Here is a 22,230-nt window from a genome sequence, read left to right as displayed (position 1 = left end):
ACCACCCCTGTCCGGCAGAACGGAAGAAGGATCTGCCAGACATCAGCTTCCCAACCAGACAACCCACAGCTAAGCAGCGACGCACTACTAGTGCCGGATCAGGCAACGTTTGCCCTGTCGACGACAGCGCGTAGGCGCCGGTCGTTGGCATGGCGGTTTCGCCAGGTGATGTAGCGGCGGATCATGCCGCCCTGTTCCTTGTGGGTGGTGTGGTCGGTGCCGTCGAGGGTGAACCAGGTGTTCTGTCCGGGGAGGTTGTGGACAGGTGAGCGAGACCTCGGCTGAGGGTTCTTGAATGGGTGAGGGCCTTCCGGGTTCGGTGCGGATTGCGACGTCTACACCGACCGAAAGGCCCTCGTGCCCGACCGTAATGCACCCCTGACCGAGACCGGACGTCTGCGCCTGGCCCGCTGCGTCGTGGATGACGGCTGGTCCCTGCGCCGGGCAGCCGAACGCTTCCAGGTCTCGCCGACGACGGCCCAGCGGTGGGCCGGCCGCTACCGGGAGATGGGCGAGGCCGGCATGACCGACCGGTCCTCGCGCCCGCACCACAGCCCACGCCGGACGACCCGCATCGAGCGGCGGATCATCAAGATCCGTGTGCTGCCTCGCGGAGCTTGTCGACGGCTTCGGCCTTGTTGTAGCCGGCGCACGGAGCGGGGGCGCAGCATGGCCGGCCCCCGCTCCGTGGCCGCGTGCTACGTTCGCGTCATCGGACGACCGGGGGCACGTGGTGACGGAAGCAGGCAAGCCGCAGCCGACGTCGCGGGCGCGGCTACGGAGGCAGCCTCAGCAGGCACGCAGCCGGGCCCGGGTCGAGGCCATCCTTGCTGCGGTCGACCGGATCCTGTCACAGGAGGGGTACGAGGCGCTGACGATGCGACGGATCGCCGAGGAGGCGGGCACGCCGGTCGGCAGTATCTACCAGTTCTACCCGGACAAGAGCGCCGTCGTGGACGCGCTGGGCCAGCGGTACCTCGATGCCTTCAAGGCCGCCATCGACGGACTCGTCGAGCGTACCGTCGAGGGTGAACTGACCGACCCGGTCGGCATGATGGTCGGCGTCTACGCCGAGCTCATCCGGTCCCAGACGGGCGGCATGGCTCTGTGGGCCGGGCGGCACCTCAGTCCCGAGCTCGCGCGGGCCGACGAGGCGAGCAACACATACATCGCCGAGGGCCTGCAACGCATCGTGGAGCACCTGACCGGCGGGCCCGGCGGCCACCGGGTGCAACGGGCGACGCGGATGGTGGTGTGGGCCGCCAACGCCGTGCTGCACGAAGTGTTCAAGAGCGACGGCGAGCCGGACCTGGAAACCGTGGACGAGCTCAAGCTGATGCTGAACGCCTACTGGGAGAACCTGCACGGCCGGCTGACGGCCGCGGAAGGGTGAACCGGGGCGCTCAGCGGCTCACCGGGCCCAGGGCTGTGGGTCCGGGCTGTCGGGCCGACCGATACCGCCGCTGACCGGCCCCGCACCCTGGGCGTCGTGACACGGGCCATCATCCCGGCCACGCTCTGCCCGGCAACTCGCCCCGGCCGAGCCCAGCCACCCGAGGCCCCGCCGGGCGCCGACTCCGGGGGCTCGCCGAGCCGGCCACCGAGATCTGCCACCATCCGAGGTCCGCCGCCGCGGACCGTGGTCTCGGCCTCGACGTTCGCCCTGGGGGCGGTCCCGGCCAACGCTGCCACTGCCCGAGCAGCGCCCCTCCCGCTCCCCGTCGGCCAGGTCGTGGCCAGGTCCGACCCATAGAACGTGAACGCTGGTTCATGTTACGGTGCGGCCCACCTTGGACGGCGTGCCCCGGTCACGAACAGCCGCCCCCAGGCTGCCGTCAGGGCGCGAAGAGCGGCCGTCGGCAGAATTCCGGAGCCGCGCGCGGGCGGCCGAACCTGGGCGACTCGCGCATCACCAATGAAGGCAGGCGCCAGTGACGACGAGCCCCACGGATGCCACCCGACTCCCCCGCCTCCCGGCCGACTTCGCCTGGGGCGCCTCGACCGCCGCGTACCAGATCGAGGGCGCGGCCGACGAGGACGGCAAGGGGGCGTCCATCTGGGACACCTTCGTACGGCGCCCCGGGGCCGTACGCGACGGCCACACCGGCGACGTCGCCTGCGACCACCACCACAGGTTCGACGAGGACGTCACGCTGATGCGCCGGCTCGGACTCGACGCGTACCGCTTCTCGGTCTCCTGGCCTCGCATCCTGCCGACCGGCGCGGGCAAGGTCGAGCCGCGCGGACTGGACTTCTACGAGCGCCTGGTCGACGCGCTGCTCGACGCCGGGATCGAGCCCACACCCACCCTGTTCCATTGGGACCTGCCGCAGGCCCTGGAGGACGAAGGCGGATGGCTGAACCGCGAGACCGCCAATCGCTTCGCCGAGTACGCGGCCGTGGTCGCGGAACGGCTGGGCGACCGGGTCAAGCGGTGGATCACCCTGAACGAGCCCTTCGTTCACATGTCTTTCGGCTACGGCTTCGGCGTCCACGCCCCGGGCCGCGCACTGATGCTCGACGCACTGCCCGTCGCACATCACCAGTTGCTCGGCCATGGCCTCGCGACCGCGGCGCTGCGGGCCGCCGTTCCAGGTGGGCAGATACTGATCGCCAACAACTGCACACCCGTCCGCCTGCGCCCCGACGCCCGGCAGGACACGGACGTGGCGGCGGCCTCCGCCTATGACGTCCTGCACAACCGGCTCTTCAACGACCCGCTGCTGCTGGGTAGTTATCCCGACCTGTCGGCCTACGGCATGACCGACCCGAGCTGGGGAGGAGTGGTGCGCGACGGCGATCTCGCCACGATTTCCGCTCCGCTGGACGGGCTGGGCGTCAACTACTACAACCCCACCTGGGTGACCGCCCCGGCCGACCCTGCCGCCGCGCTGCCCTTCGACCTGGCCGAGCCCGCGGAGCCGTACGAGCGAACCGCTTTCGACTGGCCAGTGGTCCCCGACGGGCTCACAGAGCTGCTCACCGGCCTCAAGGCCCGCTACAGCGACGACCTTCCGCCGGTGTGGATCACCGAGAACGGCTGCTCGCAGCCGGCCGGGCTGCACGACCAGGCGCGCATCGAGTACCTCGCCGGACACATCGACGCGGTCGCCCGCGCCGTGTCCCGCGGGGTGGACGTGCGCGGCTACTTCACCTGGTCGCTGCTCGACAACTTCGAGTGGGCCGAGGGCTATCACCAGCGCTTCGGTCTGGTCGAGGTCGACTTCGCCACCCGACGTCGCACGCCCCGGGCGAGCTTCGACTGGTACCGCGACCTGATCGCCTCCCAACGGTCCTGAGCGACGGAGTCGTCATGTCCCATGCCTCCGCGGCGGACGCCGCCGTCTTCGCCGAGCCCACCGTCCCGGTCAGGGCCGGCTGGACGGCGAACCTCTCGCTGGCCACGCTCGCCGTCTTCATGGCGTTCATGACACCCATCCAGATCCTGCTGCCACTCCAATTGGAGCAGATCGACCCGCACGGCAAGAACGATGCGCTCTCACTCGTCACCGGCCTCGGCGCGCTCGTCGCGGTGGTGGCCAACCCGCTCGCCGGTGCATGGTCCGACCGCACCACGAGCCGGTTCGGCCGCCGTCGGCCCTGGATCCTCGGCGGCGCCCTCGCCGGGGCGGCGGGGCTGGCGGTCACCGCCACCCAGCACACCGTGGCCGGGGTCGCCGTCGGCTGGTGCCTCGCGCAGGCAGGCCTGAACGCGATGCTGGTCGGGGTCACCACCCCGATCGCCGACCGTGTACCGCTCACCCAACGCGCTCAGGTCTCCGGCTGGACCGGCCTCATGCAGTCCTTCGGCCTCGTCCTCGGCGCGCTGATCACCACACAGCTGATCACCGGTGTCCGCTCCGGCTACGGCACCCTCGCCGTGCTCACCGTCGCACTCGCCCTCCCCTTCGTGCTGCGCCACTCCGAGCCGCCCCTGTCCCGGGCGCTGCGCCCCGCCTTCGATGCCCGCGCCTTCGCCCGCTCGCTCTGGGTGAGTCCCCGGCAGCACCCCGACTTCGGCTGGGCCTGGCTCACCCGGTTCCTGATCAACCTCGGCAACGCCCTCGGCACCCTCTACCTGTTCTACTTCCTCGCCGACGCCGTCCACTACGGCGACCCTGGCACCGGCGTACTGATCCTCACGGTGATCTACACCCTCTGCGCCGCACTCACGGCCATCCCCGCCGGTGTCCTGTCCGACCGCGTCGGACGCCGCAAGGTCTTCGTCGTCCTCTGTTCGTTTGTCATGGCCGCAGCAGCAGTGCTGCTCGCCCTGCTCCACACCTGGCCGTCCGCCCTCGCCGCCGCGGCCGTCCTCGGCGCGGGTTACGGCGTCTACCTCGCCGTCGACCAGGCCCTGGTCACGCAAGTCCTGCCCGAGGCCGCCGGCCGTGCCAAAGACCTCGGCGTCATCAACATCGCCAACTCCGGCCCGCAGGTCCTCGCCCCCGCCCTCGCCGCGCCGATCATCACCCACCTCGGCGGCTACACCGGCCTCTACACCACCACGGCCCTGGTCACCCTCATCGGCGGCCTCCTCGTCAACCGCATCCGCAGCGTGGCCTGACGATGGTCCGCACGGGCGGGCCCGCCCGTGCGGGCCATTCGACTTTCGATGCTCGATCAACCATCAACTGGCCGCAGTTGAGCACGAGTTCACTGAAGATGAGAAATTCTCATGTTTTTCGGCCCGGACCGTTGACTCCGCCGACGGGGGTCGCGATTCTGAAAAACCCGTCAGTAACTTGAATGCGCATGTCAATCAAGGTGTGTGATGACCATGGTTCAACCTCCGCGCCGCAGAGTCGGATCCCTCACGGTGGTGTCACTGCTCCTCGCCGTGATGGCCCTGGTACTCGGCCCGATGCCCAGCTCCGCGGCGGAGCCCGACCCCGGCTGGTGGACCCCGACCGCGCGGCCCGCACCCGACTCGCAGATCGACGTCACGGGCGAGCCCTTCAAGGGCACCGACGCCCAGGGCCGCGTAAGAGGCTTCGTCGACGCCCACGACCACATCATGTCCAACGAAGGCTTCGGCGGCCGGCTGATCTGCGGCAAGCCCTTCTCGGAGCAGGGCGTCGCCGACGCGCTCAAGGACTGCCCCGAGCACTACCCCGACGGCTCGCTCGCCATCTTCGACATGATCACCAAGGGGGGCGACGGCAAGCACGACCCCAACGGGTGGCCCACCTTCAAGGACTGGCCCGCCCACGACTCGCTGACCCACCAGCAGAACTACTACGCCTGGATCGAGCGGGCCTGGCGCGGCGGCCAGCGGGTGCTGGTCAACGACCTGGTCACCAACGGCGTGATCTGCTCGGTCTACTTCTTCAAGGACCGTAGCTGCGACGAGATGACCGCCATCCGCCTTGAGGCGAAGAAGACCTACGACATGCAGGCCTTCATCGACAAGATGTACGGCGGCCCGGGCAAGGGCTGGTTCCGGATCGTCACGGACAGCGCGCAAGCCCGAAAGGTCATCGAGCAGGGCAAGCTGGCCGTCGTCCTGGGCGTCGAGACCTCGGAGCCGTTCGGCTGCAAGCAGATCCTGGACATCGCGCAGTGCAGCAAGGACGACATCGACCGCGGTCTGGACGAACTGCATGAACTGGGCGTGAGCAGCATGTTCCTGTGCCACAAGTTCGACAACGCCCTGTGCGGGGTGCGCTACGACTCCGGCGCGCTCGGTACGGCGATCAACGTGGGCCAGTTCCTGTCGACCGGCACGTTCTGGAAGACGGAGAACTGCCGCGGCCCGCAGCACGACAACCCCATCGGCAACGCGGCGGCACCACAGGCGGAGAAGCAGCTCCCGGAGGGCGTGGCCGTCCCCTCGTACGCCTCGGGCGCGCAGTGCAACACCCGCGGGCTGACCGACCTGGGGGCGTACGCGGTGCGCGGCATGATGAAGCGCAACATGATGCTGGAGCTCGACCACATGAGCGTCAAGGCCGCTGACCAGGCCTTCGACATCCTCGAATCCGAGTCGTACCCGGGCGCCATCTCCTCGCACAGCTGGATGGACCTGGGCTGGACCGAACGCCTCTACAAGCTGGGTGGGTTCGCCGCCCAGTACATGGGCGGCTCCGAGGGCTTCAGCGCGGAGGCCAGGCGCACGGACGCGCTGCGCGAGAAGTACCAGGTCGGCTACGGCTACGGCACCGACATGAACGGCGTCGGCGGCTGGCCGGCCCCGCGGGGCGGGGACACCCCCAACCCGGTGAAGTACCCCTTCCGCAGCACGGACGGCGGATCGGTGATCGACAAGCAGACCACCGGCGAGCGCACGTGGGACTTCAACACCGACGGCGGCGCGCACTACGGCATGGTCCCGGACTGGATCGAGGACATCCGGATCGTCGGCGGCCAGGAGATCGTGGACGACCTCTTCGCAGGTGCCGAGTCCTACCTGCGCACCTGGGGGAACACCGAGAAGCACAAGTCCGGGGTGAATCTGGCCTCGGGTGCGGCCGCCTCGGCGTCCACGTCGGAGTGGTGGAACCCCTTCGTCAGCTTCGCTCCCGGCAAGGCCGTGGACGGAGACAAGGGCACCCGCTGGGCCAGCGAGTGGAAGAACGACCAGTGGCTGCAGATCGACCTCGGATCCGCGAAGCCGGTCAAGCGCGTCACCCTCGACTGGGAGGCGGCATACGCGAAGTCGTACCGCATCGAGCTGTCGCAGGACGGCGAGAACTGGCAGACGGCATGGTCCACGGCCGCTGGTGACGGCGGCCTGGACACCGTGCGGTTCGCCCGAACTCCGGCGCGCTACGTACGAATCCAAGGCTTGGAGCGCGGCACCGAGTGGGGCTTCTCACTCCAAGAGGTCGGTGTCTACAGCGACTGACGGCACCGGCGGCGGTGTCCCTGGCCGGGACCGGCCGGATCAACTCTCCCGGTCCGGCCGGCCTGACGTCCCGGCACGCCACGAAGAGCCCAGGCGCCCTGCCGGTGCCGGTGCCTGGGCGAGTGCGGGAAGGATGCGGAACGGTTCAATACAGCTGGGCCCGTCGCGGGAGCCTGGCGGCTGGTCCGGGCGAGCAGCGGCAGCCTCTCCTTCGATGCCGCCTGGCGCCGTACCCGCGTCCGTATCCATCCCGACGAGAAGCCGTACCAGCTGCACGGTCACCTCCCTGATGCTTCGCCCGACGAGTGAGATGTCAGGGAGCGGAACTTGCCGTCCGCAAGTGACCGGTCCACAGAAGTCACGCACATCGGCCGATGCCATCCTGACGACACACCAGGCCCGTCCCGAGATGAGTTCGACGTCCGTCTCGTCCTCACCGTGCGGACGGACTCGCACATCACCCTCGCCCGACGGAAGGATGAGCCCAGTGGCGAGCAGATCCCGACTGAACACCCAGGTGGCGGCCGCTGGCTCGTTCTCGGTCACGAGAAAATCCATCCGAATCGCCAGCGGATCATCCGGCAAGTGCCGCATAAGCAAGGACAGTTCATGCCATTCACCCACCACCGACTGAACTGTCACGTTGATTCCTTTCTCAACGGGGAGTCTCATGCCAATTCCTTTCGCCACCACTCGAAATTACGGGTTCTCCGGATGGCGGCGAGTCTCCCCAAGCACGCGATCTTGACCTCGTGCGCACACCTTGAAGATCAGGGCCGGCCCGGTCGGCTCGTCGCCCGTACCGCGTCCCGGATCAGGTCGGCGACCTGCTTGGGTTCGGACAGGGCGACGGCGTGGGAGGCGTCCGGGAGCTCGACGACGATGGCCCCGGCGCGCTCAGCGCCAAAGCGCTGCACATAGGGGTTGATCGCGCGGTCGGCCCCGGCCACCAGGGCCCAGGACAGCTTCGTCCGCCACGCGGCCGCAGAGGCCGTCTCGGTGAAGGCCACGGCGGCGAGCGGGCGTTGGGCCGCTGCCAGGACCCTGGTGACATCCTCCGCCACATCCGCGGCGAAGACGGAGGGGAAGGCCGCCTCGTCGATGGTGACCTCAATGGCTGAGCCGCCGTCGAGGAGGGGGTACGTCCACTCCTTCAAGTTGCTCGCCAGCGGGGAGTCGGGGAAACGCCCCTGCAGCTCGCCGAGGCTCTCGCCCTCATGCGGTATGTACGCGGCAACGTACACGAGCCCGACGACGTTCTCCGCGGCGCCGGCCACGGTGATCAGCGCGCCGCCGTAGGAGTGACCGACGAGTATGACGGGGCCGTCGATCTGGGAGACGACGGAGGCGACGCAGGCGGCGTCGGAGGCGAGGCCGCGCAGTGGGTTCGGCGGCGCGATCACCGGGATGCCGCAGCTCCGCAGTTCCGAGATGACGCCTATCCAGGCTGCCGCGTCGACGAAGGCGCCGTGTACGAGGACGACGGTGGGGGCGGGGGTGGTCATGGGGAGGTTCTCTTCTCGGTGTCAGGTCGCCGTGCGGGGCGTCGCGCAGTGCGCCGAAGGCGCCCACGGTAGAGCCGAAGGGACGACACCCCTTGCGCACCGGCGTACCGCCGCTGTCATGACAGCGCACTGACCCCACGCATTTCCCCCAGGCGATGCGTGGCCACGGCGAGTCGGTGCGCGGCGGGGGGTGCTCCTGCGGTGGCTCAGGCAGGAGTCGGGCGAGAACTCCTGCAACGGAGCGCGAGACCGGCGACGGGGAACGCGGGCGCCGGTGACCGTCGCGGCGAAGACCGAGGTCGCAAGCGAGCCCGCGGACATGCATACCGAGGTAGAGGAATTTCCCGTCCCCCTCGCCCGGCATTCCGGAAAGAATTCTGAACAAGGGATCGGGTCAGCGGAACTCCACACCGTATGGTTCCTCGGCCAGGAACTTCTCGACCACCGCGTTGAACGCGGCCGGGTTTTCGAGGAAGGGGAAGTGCGAGCTCGCCACGTCGGAGGGGAAGACATGCAGTCGCGCATCGGGAATCTGCTCGGCGATGAAACGCTGCGAATCGGGGTGCACATGGCTTCCCTCGCAGCCGATCACCAGGGTCGGCACATCGACCCTGGGAAGGACGTCGCGCCAGTCCTGAGCGCAGTGGTCGAACAGCAGAGGTACGCCGGCGTAGGCGGGTGTCGCGGTGATCTGCTCGGCGACGAAGGCGAGCAGCTCCGGGTCGGGCTCGCCGGAGAACATGCCGCGTACGAAGTCGGCACGCACTTTGTCGCCCCCCGGCGCCGCGAGTGCGGCGCCCAGGGCGAGAAGCGCCGACACATCGAAGATGGCGCCGGAGTCCTGCTGCTCCCGCTCGGTCATCCAAGGAACGGCGGCGACGGCTGCCGGCTGGTCCACGGCGACGAAGCGCCGGATCCGTCCGGTGCCGTACTGGTCGATGAAGCTCCACCACACCGAGACGCCCATGGACCAGCCCAGCGCGTCGAAACGCTCCAGCCGGAGATGGTCGACGAGTTCGAGCACGTCGTGGGAGAGGCGAGCGATGCGATAGCCGTGATGCGGCTTGTCTGACAGCCCGTGGCCGCGCAGGTCAATGGTGACGACGCGACGGCCGGGGGACAGATCCGCGATCTGGTGGCGGAACATCGCCTGCGTCTGGCCCCAGCCGTGCAGCATGACCAGAGGCACACCCTCGCCCCCACTGTCTCGGTACGCGAGCCGTGTCCCGTCCGTCGTGATCAGTTCTCTCATTACATCTCTCCTGGTCAAGGCCTGGCCGTCACGCCCGCCTCGTCCCTCACAGTTTCGGATGCGGCGCGGCGCCGCCACCGCGCGCTGTAGGAATCGGGCGGGAGGCCATTCTCGTTTCGTCGAAGCGGTGGGAGCCGGCCACGAGACAGGGAGGGGATCACGCGCCCACGTCGTCGCCTGTGGTGAGGAGTTCCTCGATCCTGAGCCCCAGGTGCAGAGTGAGCCGGTGTGCACCGTCGTTCAGGTCGAGTCCGGTGATCTCCTGGATCTGGCGCAGGCGGTAGTAGAGCGACGTGCGGTGAAGTTTCAGCGCGTCCGCGGTCCTGGGGATCGAGCCGGCGTTTTCGAGGAAGCACCGCAGGGTGTCCCGCAGCCGGTCACCGCCGTTGGCCTCATTCAGGGTGTGGAGCGGCTTCGGGACGAGGGACTCGTTCAGGGCGTGCTCCGGGAGTTGGAGGAGCACGGCGAACTCCCCGAGCAGGTCCCAGTCGCCCATGCTCTTCAGGGAGGGCAGCCGGCGCGCAGCGCGAGCCGCCACGAGCGACTGCTCGTACGACCTCCACGCGTCGTGCAGGCCCAGGTGCCGCCCGCCGACGCCAATCACGGGGGCCGCCGACGGGTCCAGGAACGTGGTGAGTTCCTCAAGGATGCGGGCGGACTGGGCGGCGACCTCGGCCGGACCGGAAGCCCGGTCGCTCAGCTGGAGCAGGATCGCCCGCTCCTGGTCGATCGCGATGAAGCCCTGCGCCGATCGTGTCTGCCGGAAGCCTTCCAACGTCCCCCACAGGGCTGCCTCGGCCTGCCGCACGGGCTCCGTGCCGCGGCACAGCTGGACGACGGTGACCAGGACGTGCTCGGCCTCCCCGAGCATCCCGGACTCCATCGCCCGCCGGCGTGCGGCGGTAGACGTGGCGACGTTGGTGTCGATCAGCTCCGACACCAGGGTCCGCTCGTCGGTCTTCCGGGTGTCGGCGGCGAGGTGCTCCGCGTACATCTGGGCGGCCATGGCCTCGGCCGCCCGCGCGATGGCTTCGGTCTCCTGCTCCGCGAGCGACTTTTCCGGCGCGACCACTACCAGAAGCCCGAGGAGGTACCCGCGCTCTCGCAGCGGCACGACGTAGCGGGAAAGCAGTCCGAGATCGTCCCGGCCCTCGATGAATCCGGGCTTCGGCCACTGGGCTACGCCCTGGCCGAGAACGTATCGGACGGTCGCGTTGTCGGCGCGGCCCTGCAGCAGCGTGCCGATGCGCACCGGGTCCTCGTCACCGAAGTGGCGGCTCGTGCAGATCATACGGACCAGCGGATCGTCGACCGCGACGGACCGGCCCAGCTTCTCCGCGAGTTCGTCGACAAGCGCCTGAAGCTCGGGGCTGCCAGGACGGGCCCGCTGAGGCCTTACGGTCATGCACTGTTCCTCTCTCGACCACCTGTGACCTGCGGATCTTTTCTCCTTTCCGCAGCTCTTGATGATTCTGAGGAAGCGACGACGTCAGCACATCGCACGAATCGTCCATGGGACACGGCATCGACAGGGGATACGAGGTGATTACTCTCCGCTGTCGCGGGTCCCTACCAGCCGTGCCAACTCCGTTCGCGAGGTGATGTCGAGCTTGGTGAAGGCGCGGCGCAGGTGCGAACTCACTGTGTGCGGCGAGAGGGAGAGCCGCTCGGCCACCTGAAGGTTCGTCAGTCCTTGAGCCACGAGCCGTGCCACACGGACCTCGGACGCCGTCAGCTCGGGCCATTCCTTGACGTATCCGGCCGACGAGGGCGGTCGGCGGACGCCCGCGCCCCGCAGACGTCGGCGGACGCGTGCGACGTCCCGCTCGGCGCCTGCTCGCGTGTAAAGGGCGAGGGCCTTGTCCAGGTACGGCACCGCTTCGGAGATACGGGTGGCGGCGAGCTTGCGGCCGGCGTCCTCCAGCGCCGACGCTCGGGCGATCGGCCGGGGGCAGTCCTCGTACAACCGGACCGCGTGCAGGAGGTGACCGAAGTCGTTGTCGTGCAGCCCGCGGGCGTGCGCGGCCGTGGCGGCGAGGATCGTGACGTCGGGGTTGCGCGCGGCCCGTCGCTCGGCCACTGCGACCGCGAGCGCGGCCTGCTCGTGTGCGCCGGCCCGCAGCGCCATGCGGACGAGGACGGGGGCGTCTGCGGGGTCGACCGGGCCGACGAGGGAAGGCCGATCCTCGGCGAGCGCCGCCATCACGTCGTCGAGTGCGGCCATGGCGCGGCCGGGCCGGCCTTCGCAGTCCGCCAGCAGCGCCAGCATCCAGGAGCCCATGTTGCGGACGAGCGGTGCACTGTCGCTTCGCATCCGCCGCGCATCGGCCGCGTACCCTCGTACGGCCTCCTGGTCGCCGGTGTGGAGTGCGACGCGCATCAGCGTGTACGAGAGCGTGATGTCGGCGAGGTTGCCCATGCCGAGCTCGTCCGTCGTCGCGGACGCGGCTTCCGCCTCGGCCCGGGCGTCCGTCAGCCGTCCGGCGTCGAGGAGGACTCGGGTACGGATCATGAGCCACATGCGTGTGGCGGCCGCATGGCCCACGTTCCGGGTGTTCCGAAGGGCGGCCTCCGCGACGGACAGCGCCTCCGCGGAGCGGCCGGCCGCGTTCAGCAGGAAGCCCTGCCACAGCGCCTCCGGAACCCACACGGAAGGCACGATGCCCAGCTCGGCGGCCCGGTCCACCTGACGGAACGCCTCGTTCCAGTCCATCCGGTGAAAGCTCACGATCGAGTCGACCACCCTGAAGGTGGCCTCGGCGGCCCGGTCCCCGGCCGCTTCGACGGTCTCCAGCGCCTCGGCTACGGCCTGCTCGGCCGCCTCGTTGTCGCCCGACATCGACAGGTTGAGACAGAGCAGCGCGAGCAGTCGGGCCCGCAGGGCCACCGGGATCCCCGGCAGTGCCGCCCCGGCACGGGCCTGCCGGACCGCCTCGGAGAAGTCGCACTCGGAGGACAGGCGCGCCAGGCCGAGGCGTATCCGTGCCTCGTCCTCGGGCCTGAGGCCACCGGTCGACAGGGCCGAGGCCCCCAGGTGCCGGGCGCGGGCCCGCTGCCCCGTCTGCCAGAGCAGCGGGATCGTCTCGGCGATGACCGTCGGCCGTTCCGGAGCGTCCGCCGCGGTGAGTTCCAGCGCTCTGATGCTGAGGTCCGCGGCCGACCCGGGAGCGGTGGCCGCGAGTTCCGCTGCAGCGGTGCGCAGCCGGTCGACGGCCGCCCGATCACCGGGCTCCGCGCCGCCGACCGGTGGCGTGGCGGTTTCGACCGGGGGTGTCGCGCTCTCCAGTAGCGCCTCGGCCTGACGGCGCAGGGTTCGGCGCACGGAGAGGGGAAGACCGGCTTCCAACGCCTCGCGGATCAGCTCGTGGCGGAATTCCAGGTGATCGCCCCCTTCGGTAAGCAGGTCGGAATCGAGGGATTCCCGCACTGCGGTGATCAGTGCCCCCGACGACCTGCCGAGCAGTTCGGCCAGGAGACCCACGGTGACCGGGCGGCCCACGACGGCTGCCGTTTCCACGAGTTCGCGAGCCGCGTCGGACAGCAGGCCGAGGCGGCGCACAACGGAGGGCAGGGGACGGATGGGGAGGGCGCGGACGGGGAGGGATCCGGCCGACAGCCGGGCCGTGCCGTTGTCGACCGTCACCACCCCCTCGTCCCGCAGCCCGCCGAGCAGCTCGGCCAGCAGCTGCGGAACACCGTCGGCGCGGCGGGCGACGCGGAGGACGTCCGGGTCAGGAACCGCGCCCAGGACGTCCTCCGCGATCTGCGCGACCGCCTGGTCCGCGAGCGGACCCAGGGCCACTTCGTGCGCGCCCGCCTGCTGGATCCTGTCCAGCGTCGTGCGCACGCCCGGCGGCACGCTTCCGCTGCGCACGGCCACCAGCCACAGGATCGCGTGCGGCGAGAGTCCGGCCGCGAGGGTGTGAAAGGTGAGGAGTGTCAGGTCATCACACCACTGGAGGTCGTCGAGGACGATGAGCAGGGGCTCGCCCCGCGCCGCCTCCCGCAAGCGGTCCACCAGTTCCTGGAGCAGCCAGAACCGCTGGCTGGGCACCGTGGCAAGGTCCCGGAGCCGGGCGGCGTCCGGCAGCGGTTCCTCCCCGGAGATCAGCCCCTCCAGCAGCGGGGCGAGCGGCACGAACTGGTCGTCGGGGTCCGCTCCCCCGTGGAACACCCGCATCCCGCGCCGCTTCGCGGATGCCGAAGCCTCCACGAGGATCATGGTCTTGCCGCTGCCCGCGGGGCCTTCGACACGGACGATCCCACCTTCGCGGCGGGCCAGCGAGTCGAGCCGCTCCTCGATGAACGCCAGTTCCGCCTCCCTGCCGCGGACCGGCGCCCTCACGCCGCCGAGGTCCTCGGGAAAAGGCCATGCTGTCAATCGGTTCACTCTCATTCCGCCGCGGGGGGCCGCACCGGACGAGACTCGGTTCCGGGTGCGGTAACGGCGGATCAGTATGAAGCATGGGGCCGGCCCGACCTCCCCGAGGGTGTCCTCGACCTCAGTCGAAGCGCAGGTCGGCGAGTTGCCGTTCGAGCGCGGTGACGTCGTCCTCGGGCTCGGCGCGGGCCGGGCGGGCGGCCATGAGCGCGGCCAGCTCGCCGCCCGCCCGCCGGATGCGCGCGGGAAGGCCATCGGTGTACTCGTCTCCCCCTGATCCCCAGTCCTCGGACGCCGCGTACACCGCCGTGGGGACGACGGCGGCGCGCAGATAGGCAAAGAGCGGGCGCAGGGCGTGCTCCAGGACCAGGGAGTGGCGGGCGGTACCACCCGTCGCCGCGACCAGGACCGGTTTCCCGGTGAGGGCGTCCGGGTCGATCAGGTCGAAGAAAGACTTGAACAGCCCGCTGTAGGAAGCGGTGAAGACGGGAGTCACGACGATCAGGCCATCGGCCTCCGTCACCGCGTCGATCGCCGCGGCCAGTCGGGACGGTGGAAAGCCGGTTACGAGATGGTTGGCGACGTCGCGGGCCAGTTCGCGCAACTCGATGACCTCGGTCGGCACGGTATGCCCCTGGGCCGCGAGTTCGCCGCGGGTGGACTCGATGAGCCGGTCCGCGAGCAGTCGGGTGGAGGAGGGGGTGCTCAGCCCCGCGGAAACGGCGATCAGCTTCATGCGGCGGTCGCTCCCCGCGTCGTCGCGGCGGCGGTGCCCCGTGCCGTGTGCGTCGGCCCGTTCGGCACGTCGGCCGGGCGTCCGTTCGCGAACTCCTTGCGCAGCACGGGCACGACCTCTTCGCCGAGGATGTCGAACTGTTCCAGGACGGTCTTCAGGGGCAGGCCCGCGTGATCCATCAGGAAGAGCTGGCGCTGGTAGTCGCCGACGCTCTCCCGGAAGGTCAGGGTCCGCTCGATGACCTGCTGGGGAGAGCCCACGGTCAGCGGGGTCTGCTCGGTGAACTCCTCCAGCGACGGACCGTGGCCGTACACGGGAGCATTGTCGAAGTAGGGGCGGAACTCCCGTACGGCGTCCTGGGAGTTCTTCCGCATGAAGACCTGTCCGCCGAGACCCACGATGGCGTCCTCCGGACGGCCGTGACCGTGGTGAGCGTACCGGCGTCGGTACAGCTGAACCATGCGCCTGGTGTGGTCCGCCGGCCAGAAGATGTTGTTGTGGAAGAAGCCGTCGCCGTAGAACGCGGCCTGCTCCGCTATCTCCGGGGACCTGATGGATCCGTGCCAGACGAATGGCGGGACGCCGTCCAGCGGCCGGGGTGTCGAGGTGAAGGCCTGCAGGGGTGTACGGAACGTGCCCTCCCAGTCCACGGTGTCCTCGCGCCACAGCCGGCGCAGCAGCGCGTAGTTTTCCTTGGCAAGGTTGATGCCCTGGCGGATGTCCTGCCCGAACCACGGGTACACCGGGCCGGTGTTGCCACGCCCCAGCATGAGGTCGACCCGACCGTCGGCCAGGTGCTGGAGCATCGCGTAGTCCTCCGCGATCTTCACCGGGTCGTTGGTGGTGATCAGCGTCGTGGCGGTGGACAGGATCAGCTTCTCGGTGCGGGCGGCGATGTAACCGAGCATGGTGGTCGGGGACGACGGTACGAACGGCGGGTTGTGGTGCTCGCCGGTCGCGAAGACGTCCAGGCCGACTTCCTCGGCCTTGAGCGCGATGGCGATCATCGCCTTGATGCGCTCGTGCTCCGACGGCGTGCGGCCGGTGGTGGGGTCGGGTGTCACGTCCCCGACGGTGAAGATGCCGAACTGCATGGGCTCTCTGCTCTCCTGAATCTGTCTGGATCCTGCGGACGTGGGCCGTGGAAGCGGCGGGTGCGGCGTCACTTCGACAGGAAGGCGAGGAGGGCCGTGTTGACCTCCTCCGCGTGGGTCCACAGGAGGCCGTGCGGGGCGCCCTCGATCTCCACGTAGTCGGCGGACGGGAGCATCTTGTGGAACGGGCGCGCCGTTCCCTCGGCCGGGAGGATCCGGTCGGCCGTTCCGTGCAGGATGAGCGCCGGGACGTCGACGGCGGGGATGTCGGCGCGGAAGTCGGTGTACCAGGTGGAGGGCGCGGCCGCGGCCGCGAAGGAACCGCCGCCGGCCGCGACGTTCCAGCTGTTGCTCACCGCTTCGGCGCTGATCCTGGTGCCGAGGTTCTCGTCGAGGTTGTAGAAGTCGTTGAAGAAGGCCGTGTAGTAGGCGTACCGGTCGGCCTTGACGGCGGCGACGACTCCGTCGAAGAACTCCTTGGGGGCGACGCCGTCGGGGTTGTCGTCGTTCTTGAGCAGGAAGGGCTCCAACGAGGCCAGGAAGGCGACCTTGGCGACCCGGTCGGAGCCGTACGCGGACACATAGCGGGCGACCTCACCGGTGCCCATGGAGAACCCGACCAGGACGGCGTTGCGCAGGTCGAGGGTCTCCATCACGGTGTTCAGGTCGGCGGCGAAGGTGTCGTAGTCGTACCCGGCCGTCGGCTGGGCGGACTGCCCGAATCCGCGGCGGTCGTAAGTGATCACGCGGTAGCCGGCGTCGAGCAGCGCAGCGCTCTGCCGCTCCCAGGAGTGCCCGTCGAGCGGGAAGCCGTGGATGAGGACGACCGGCTGACCGGCACCGTGGTCCTCGTAGTACAGGTCGATGGCGGTGGAGTTCTCCTGGCCCACGGTGATGTAAGGCATGGGGTGCTTCCTCAATTCGGGTCGGCTGGTCCGCGCATCGGTGCGGCACGGAATGCCGTCACGCTATGGTCGGCGCGGCGCCGCCTGTTGTCGCGCGGCGCACCACACCTTGCCCACGGGCGCAGAGTTCCGCCCGGAATCAACCGGCGTCGGCCGGCTCGACGTCGGCTTCCGCCGGCACGAGCCGGGTCAACTCGACCCTGGAGTTGACCGGGAGCTTGCGGAAGATCGACGCCAGATGGGTGTTCACCGTGTGCGGGGAGACGACCAGAGCGGCGGCGGCCGACCGGTCGGTGTGCCCTGCGGCAACCAGCCGGGCGACCTTCGCCTCCGAGGCAGTGAGCGCGGCCCAGCCCTCGATGGGGCGCGGCCCAGCCGCGGTGCGCCGGCTGGAGCGGATCATGGCCCGGTCCAGGACCGCCCGGACCCGGTCGGCCTCGGAGCCGGCTCCTGCTTGCGCGTACGCCTCGTACGCCCTGGTCAGCGCGGGTATAGCGGCGCCGTCGCCGGTGGTCAGCAGCGCGCGCCCGAGGTCGGCGAAGGTGGCTGCGAGGTGTAGGGGGCGGGTCCGGCCCGGAGAATCCGGACGGACCGCTCCAGGAGGGCGTTGTCGGAGTTCACCAGGGCAGCCGTGTGGGCGGCGATTCCGTGCGGGGTCGGCACGGAAGGGTTACGGGCGGAGTGCCGGGCCGCGAGGTCCTCGGCCGGGGATCGGTTCCCGGCACGCAGGGCGATCTGCACGGCTCTCTGCCCACGAGCAGCCACACGACCCGGGGTCTGATCAACGGCAGAGTGATGTGCCAGAAGATCCGCCGGGGTGACGCGCCGCCCAGTCGGGCTGCCTCGGTGATCTCGCCTGCTCTGCGGGGCACCGCAGGCGGTGACCGTGAATGCGAGGGTGGTGACGGCGAGCGCGAGTCTCGCACCGAACCTCATGGGTGTACTTCCTCCGGCCGCCCACCAGGTGTTTCTCGGTGGGCGGCCGGAGGCTATCAGCGCTCGAACATCATCGCCCCATCGTTCGAGCTCACTCCGAGGGGTGGGCTCGAACCGGCCCCGGGCCGGAGCGCGCGTCAGACAGCGGTGGACCGGACCCCGTCCTGGATCAGCTCGGCCACGCGCTTGGCCTGGGCAAGCATGACCAGATGCGAGGAGTCGACCTCGATGGTGGTCATGCCGCTCGTAGCCGTAGCGCTCCACATCGGGGTTGATGGTCCGGTCGGAGGTGGCGATCAGGCCCCCACGAGGGCTTGCTCCTCCACGCCGCGGCCGGTCGGGGGTCGGCGTGCTTCAGAGACCGAAATGTGCGCGGCGCGCCTCGGGCACCAGGTCGGCGTACTCGGGGTGCTTGCCGATCCACCCCCGGATGAAGGGGCAGTACGGCAGGACGTGCAACCCGCGTGCCCGGGCGTCGTCGAGAGCGCCCCGGGCGAGCAGCCCGCCCAGCCCCCGACCCGCGAACCGGGGATCGGTCTCGGTGTGGATGAAGGCGATCTCGCCCTCCGAGAGGTGGTACTCGGCGAAGCCTGCGGTCTCGGTGCCGTCGTCACCGGCGAGGATCTCGTAGCGGGACGTCTCGGGGCGGTTCACCACCTGCGGTTCCATAGGTGCTCCTGTGCGGTCACGGTGTCAAGGGGATCAGTCGGCATGTTCAGAGCGTGCGGCGCACGCCCGCCTGGCGTTCCAGGTTGCGGAGCTGGACCCCGAGGTCGCCCTCGACGGCGGCGTGGGCGGGGCCGCTGCGGCCGATCGGCAGCACCTCCTCGCTGCGCATGTCCTCCAGCATCAGGGCGAATGCCGCGTACGTCGCGACGAGCGCCACCACGAGGCCGAAGGCCCCGGACGTGCGCGTGAGCCATTCGGCGCCGGTCAGCCCCGACAGACCGGTGGCCGCCCAGCGGGGCAGGGAAACCACGAGGACGAACCACAGTGCGCGCTTCGGCCGCGTCACGGCGGCCATCAGCGCCCCGAAGCAGAGGAACGCCAGATTGAAGACGCCCAGCACGCGGAGGCCCTCGGCTGCGCCGCTGAACATGACGAGCGCGTAGGCCAGCCAGCTGCCGGCGAACGTGCCCATGAGCGTCGCCGCGATCACGTCCCGGGCCCCGAAGGCCAGGATGCTCACCAGGAATTGCAGGGCGAACGCCGGCAGCACGCACAGGGCGACGGCACGACGGGCCTCGGTCTCGAAGAGCCCGAGCTGCAGGCATCCCGTCATCACGGAGGCGATCGCCACCGTGAAGAAGCCCAGCGGCATGGGGGAGGCGATGGGGCGCAGGTTGATCCGGGTCATCGACCGGAGGTCGGGTTCGAAGTGGCGTCCCGGCGGTGTGTCCGGCCGGTCGCCCGGCGCGTCGTCGGCGCCGGCAGCGGCGGCGGCGGCGGAAGCGGTACTCATTGGTGGTTCCCTCTTTCAGTGCTCGAAGCAGGGGTCGTAGAACGGCAGAGGCGCTTCGGGAGCGGAGCCACGGGCAACACGCCACTGGCGGTGCTGCTCGGACTCGGCGACGGCCTCGGCCACGAGCGACGCCTGGCGAGCACCGCCCTGGTAACCGCCGAAGTGGGCCACCGGGCTCCACGCCGGATTGACCGGCGGGAGGGCCTCGTCGAGCCCCTCGTACTCCGCGCTCGCGTAGACGATGCGGCCGCCGACGACGGTGAGCACGGACTCGATGTCGGGGATGGCCGCCTCGGGCACGGTGAGGTAGTCGTCGGACAGGATCGCGAGGTCGCCGTAACAGCCTTCCCGCAGGACTCCCTTGACGTCCTGCTCACCGGTGAGTCGCGCCCCTCCGCGGGTGTAGAGGACGAGGGCGGTCTCCCTGCTGATCAGGTTCTCGGCCGGGTAGAGCGCCGTGCCGCCGACGGTGCGCCCGGTCACCAGCCAGTGCAGCGCGACCCATGGGTTGTAGGAGGAGACGCGGGTGGCGTCGGTTCCGGCGGCCACAGTCAGGCCCCGGTCGAGCATCGCCCGGACCGGCGGGGTGTGGGCGGCGGCCTCAGCGCCGTAGCGGTCACGGAAGGCGGTGCCCTGGAAGGACATGCGGTTCTGGATGGACAGGGCGCCGCCGAGGGCCGCGATCCGGTCCAGGCTGTCGGCCGAGACGGTCTCCGCGTGATCGAAGAGCCAGCGGTTGCCGCCGGGGAAGAGTCCTTCCGCCGCGAGCTTCTCGAAGACGGCCAGATCGCGCCGGATCGTCTCGTCGTAGGTCGCGTGGAGCCGGAAGCCCCAGCCGTTCTCCATCAGGAGCCGGACGGCCCGCTCGAACTCGGCCTCGTACCCCGCGGCGAGTTCGGGCCGGGGTTCGGAGAAGTTCTCGAAGTCGGCGGCGGCCCAGGTCAGGTTCTCGCCCGCGCCGTTCAGCCGGAGCCACTCGTCCCCGTCCTCGGGCTTCACCATCTCGGTCCAGCGCTTCAGGTCGGCGAGCTCCTGGCCGGCTGTCTGCGGGAACAGGTGGTAGGCGATGCGCAGGGAGAGCTCCCCCGACCGGGCGAGGTCGACGACCGTGACGTAGTTGTCGGGGAAGTTCTGGAACCCGCCGGCGGCGTCGACCGCGGAGGTCAGTCCGAAGCGGTTGAGCTCGCGGAGGAAGTGTCGCGTCGACGTCCGCTTGTCGGCCTCGTCGAGGGCCGGTGCTTTGGCCAGGGTCGAGTACAGGATGAGGGCGCCCGGCGCTGCGAGGAGGACCCCGTTGGGTTCGCCGTCCCGGCCCCGTACGATCTGCCCCCCGCGCGGGTCGGGGGTGTCTCGGGTGAATCCGGCGGCCCGCACCGCGGCCCGGTTCATCAGGGCCGACTGGTACAGGTGCAGGACGAATACCGGGGTGTCGGGGGCGGCGGCGTTCAGCTCGGCGACGGTGGGCATCCTGCGCTCGGCGAACTGCTCGGCGGTCCAGCCGCCGACGACCCGGATCCACTGCCCCTTGGGGGTGCGGCCGGCCTGCTCGCGCAGCATGGCGAGGGCCTGTCGGAGGCTGCGCACACCGTCCCAGCGCAGTTCCAGGACGTAGTTCAGGCCGCCCCGAATGACGTGCAGGTGTGAGTCGTTCAGGCCGGGAATCACCCGGCGCCCGAGGGCGTCTACGACCCTGGTTCCCGGGCCGACGAGGTGGGCGAGGTCGTGGTCGTCACCGAGGGCCGCGACCCGGCCGTCGCGGATCGCGACGGCGCGGGCCTCGGGGCGGTCGGGGTCACCGGTGAACACCTTCGCGTTGCGGACGAGGAGGTCGGCCTGCGGCTGTTCCTGCCGCGGGCCGGGCACGAGGCCCGCCACAGGCATGCTCGTCGTCGGCATGCTCATCGACGGCCCCATCACGCAAGGGCCTTGCGCAGGGTGTCGATCGCGACACCGATGGCGAGTTCCGCGGCCCGCGTCTCGCGCAGCGCGTTCAGCATGACGAAGTCGTGAATGACCCCCTGTACGCGCAGGGCGGTGACGGGGACTCCGGCGGCGCGGAGCTTCGCCGCGTACGCCTCGCCCTCATCGCGCAGGACGTCGGCTTCGGCGGTGATGACCAGGGCGGGCGGCAGGCCGGTCAGCTGGTCGGTGGTGGCGCGCAGCGGCGAGGCGGTGATCTGGGCGCGCTCGGCCTCGTCGGTCGTGTACTGGTCCCAGAACCACTGCATGCCGTCGCGGCGCAGGAAGTAGCCCTCGGCGAACTGCTGGTACGAGTCGGTGTCGAAGCTCGCGTCGGTGACCGGGTAGAAGAGGACCTGGTGGGCGAGGCGGACGTCGCCGCGCTGCTTGGCCATGAGGGTGAGGGCAGCGGTCATGTTGCCGCCGACCGAGTCGCCGGCGACGGCGATCCGGGTGCCGTCGAGCTCCTTGTGGTGTCCCTCGCGGGCGATCCACTGGGCGACGCTGTAGTTCTGCTCGATGGCGACGGGGTAGCGGGCCTCGGGCGAGAGGTCGTACTCGGGGAAGACAACGGCCGCCCCGGTGCCGACGGCGAGTTCGCGGACGAGCCGGTCGTGGGTGTGGGCGTTGCCGAAGACCCAGCCCGCGCCGTGGATGTAGAGGATGACGGGGAGGGGGCCGGTGGCACCGCTCGGGCGGACGATCCGGGCGCGGACGTCGCCGGTCGGACCGCCGTGGACAGTGATCCATTCCTCGTCGACGGCGGGCAGCAGGACGCCTTCACCGCTCTGGACGTCGTCCACGGCCTTGCGGCCGTCCGCCACGGGAATCTGGTAGAGGAACGGCGGCTGGGCGGTGGCCTCGGCGAACGCCTGGGCGGCTGGTTCGAGGGTCGGCCGGTTCGACATGAGGGGTTCTCCTTCGGAGGGTGTGCGGAATGGGGCGGGCGTTCAGCGGGTGCCGCGCGCGACGTCGAGGAAGGTCGCCCGCGCATGAGCCAGTGGTGCTTCTTGTAAAGGGAGTACAGGGTCTGCGTGTCGGCGACTACGCGGTTCAGTCGCTGGCAGGCCTACGTGCGGGTGTCGTGGCCGAGGCCGATCGGCAGCTGCTCGAGCGTGCCGAACGCCTGGGTTCCGGCGCCCTTCTGGTGCAG

18 protein-coding genes and 3 pseudogenes are annotated in these 22,230 nt (G+C 70.0%); 5 read left to right on the top strand and 16 right to left on the bottom strand.

Going from position 1 to position 22,230, the window contains the following annotated elements; genetic code table 11:
- Positions 1–357: 357 nt before the first annotated feature.
- The 5 genes and pseudogenes from ABTZ94_RS25565 to ABTZ94_RS25545 all read left to right on the top strand — a co-directional run.
- A pseudogene (locus ABTZ94_RS25565) lies at positions 358–630 on the top strand (leucine zipper domain-containing protein); the annotation flags it as partial.
- Positions 631–730: 100 nt separating this feature from the next.
- Positions 731–1,393, top strand: a complete 663-nt coding sequence (locus ABTZ94_RS25560; protein WP_351203782.1) for a TetR/AcrR family transcriptional regulator — start codon at positions 731–733, stop codon at positions 1,391–1,393.
- Between the two features lie 538 nt (positions 1,394–1,931).
- Entirely contained in the window at positions 1,932–3,299 is a 1,368-nt protein-coding gene (locus tag ABTZ94_RS25555; protein WP_351203780.1) for a GH1 family beta-glucosidase, read from the top strand.
- 14 nt (positions 3,300–3,313) lie between these two features.
- Positions 3,314–4,567 carry an MFS transporter gene (locus ABTZ94_RS25550; protein WP_351203778.1) on the top strand — a complete coding sequence of 418 codons (1,254 nt, stop codon included), beginning with the start codon at positions 3,314–3,316 and terminating at the stop codon, positions 4,565–4,567.
- A gap of 207 nt (positions 4,568–4,774) precedes the next feature.
- Positions 4,775–6,847, top strand: coding sequence for a discoidin domain-containing protein (locus tag ABTZ94_RS25545; protein WP_351203776.1), 2,073 nt, complete (start codon positions 4,775–4,777; stop codon positions 6,845–6,847).
- Positions 6,848–6,886: 39 nt separating this feature from the next.
- Here the strand turns inward: ABTZ94_RS25545 and ABTZ94_RS25540 are convergent, their stop codons facing one another.
- From ABTZ94_RS25540 to ABTZ94_RS25470, 16 genes and pseudogenes are all read right to left on the bottom strand, one after another.
- A complete protein-coding gene (locus ABTZ94_RS25540) occupies positions 6,887–7,441 on the bottom strand; it encodes an SsgA family sporulation/cell division regulator (protein ID WP_351203786.1) in 555 nt (184 codons plus the stop codon).
- A 176-nt stretch (positions 7,442–7,617) separates the two neighbouring features.
- The gene (locus tag ABTZ94_RS25535) at positions 7,618–8,352 is read right to left on the bottom strand and encodes an alpha/beta fold hydrolase (RefSeq protein WP_351203774.1); all 735 of its coding nucleotides are present in this window, start codon (positions 8,350–8,352) and stop codon (positions 7,618–7,620) included.
- Between the two features lie 394 nt (positions 8,353–8,746).
- The gene (locus ABTZ94_RS25530) at positions 8,747–9,604 is read right to left on the bottom strand and encodes an alpha/beta fold hydrolase (RefSeq protein ID WP_351203772.1); all 858 of its coding nucleotides are present in this window, start codon (positions 9,602–9,604) and stop codon (positions 8,747–8,749) included.
- A 157-nt stretch (positions 9,605–9,761) separates the two neighbouring features.
- Positions 9,762–11,009, bottom strand: a complete 1,248-nt coding sequence (locus ABTZ94_RS25525; protein WP_351203771.1) for a PucR family transcriptional regulator — start codon at positions 11,007–11,009, stop codon at positions 9,762–9,764.
- 141 nt (positions 11,010–11,150) lie between these two features.
- Entirely contained in the window at positions 11,151–14,000 is a 2,850-nt protein-coding gene (locus tag ABTZ94_RS25520; RefSeq protein ID WP_502967303.1) for an ATP-binding protein, read from the bottom strand.
- Positions 14,001–14,106: 106 nt separating this feature from the next.
- Positions 14,107–14,721, bottom strand: coding sequence for an FMN reductase (locus ABTZ94_RS25515; protein WP_351203767.1), 615 nt, complete (start codon positions 14,719–14,721; stop codon positions 14,107–14,109).
- Positions 14,718–15,815 carry an LLM class flavin-dependent oxidoreductase gene (locus ABTZ94_RS25510; protein WP_351203765.1) on the bottom strand — a complete coding sequence of 366 codons (1,098 nt, stop codon included), beginning with the start codon at positions 15,813–15,815 and terminating at the stop codon, positions 14,718–14,720. The genes ABTZ94_RS25515 and ABTZ94_RS25510 overlap by 4 nt, the downstream gene beginning before the upstream one ends.
- Positions 15,816–15,883: 68 nt before the next feature.
- Positions 15,884–16,720, bottom strand: coding sequence for an alpha/beta fold hydrolase (locus ABTZ94_RS25505; protein ID WP_351203763.1), 837 nt, complete (start codon positions 16,718–16,720; stop codon positions 15,884–15,886).
- A gap of 139 nt (positions 16,721–16,859) precedes the next feature.
- Positions 16,860–17,123 (bottom strand): helix-turn-helix domain-containing protein, encoded by a 264-nt coding sequence (locus tag ABTZ94_RS25500; RefSeq protein ID WP_351203761.1) that lies wholly within the window; start codon positions 17,121–17,123, stop codon positions 16,860–16,862.
- Between the two features lie 110 nt (positions 17,124–17,233).
- On the bottom strand, positions 17,234–17,485 hold the full coding sequence (locus tag ABTZ94_RS25495) for a hypothetical protein (protein ID WP_351203759.1): 252 nt from the start codon (positions 17,483–17,485) through the stop codon (positions 17,234–17,236).
- Between the two features lie 308 nt (positions 17,486–17,793).
- A pseudogene (locus ABTZ94_RS37975) lies at positions 17,794–17,996 on the bottom strand (alpha/beta hydrolase); the annotation flags it as partial.
- Positions 17,997–18,010: 14 nt separating this feature from the next.
- On the bottom strand, positions 18,011–18,325 hold the full coding sequence (locus ABTZ94_RS25490) for a GNAT family N-acetyltransferase (RefSeq protein WP_351203757.1): 315 nt from the start codon (positions 18,323–18,325) through the stop codon (positions 18,011–18,013).
- 46 nt (positions 18,326–18,371) lie between these two features.
- On the bottom strand, positions 18,372–19,118 hold the full coding sequence (locus tag ABTZ94_RS25485; protein WP_351203755.1) for a GPR1/FUN34/YaaH family transporter: 747 nt from the start codon (positions 19,116–19,118) through the stop codon (positions 18,372–18,374).
- A 15-nt stretch (positions 19,119–19,133) separates the two neighbouring features.
- Positions 19,134–21,014: an amidohydrolase gene (locus ABTZ94_RS25480; RefSeq protein WP_351203784.1), complete on the bottom strand. Its 1,881-nt coding sequence runs from the start codon at positions 21,012–21,014 to the stop codon at positions 19,134–19,136.
- Positions 21,015–21,031: 17 nt separating this feature from the next.
- Positions 21,032–21,985, bottom strand: a complete 954-nt coding sequence (locus ABTZ94_RS25475) for an alpha/beta hydrolase (RefSeq protein WP_351203753.1) — start codon at positions 21,983–21,985, stop codon at positions 21,032–21,034.
- Positions 21,986–22,062: 77 nt separating this feature from the next.
- Positions 22,063–22,230 (bottom strand): annotated as a pseudogene (locus ABTZ94_RS25470) (DNA starvation/stationary phase protection protein); the annotation flags it as partial.

The organism is Streptomyces sp. NPDC002785 (genome assembly GCF_040295565.1).
Lineage (GTDB): Bacteria > Actinomycetota > Actinomycetes > Streptomycetales > Streptomycetaceae > Streptomyces.
Note: the sequence above shows the minus strand (reverse complement) of the source record. Positions and strands in the feature narration are given on the sequence as shown.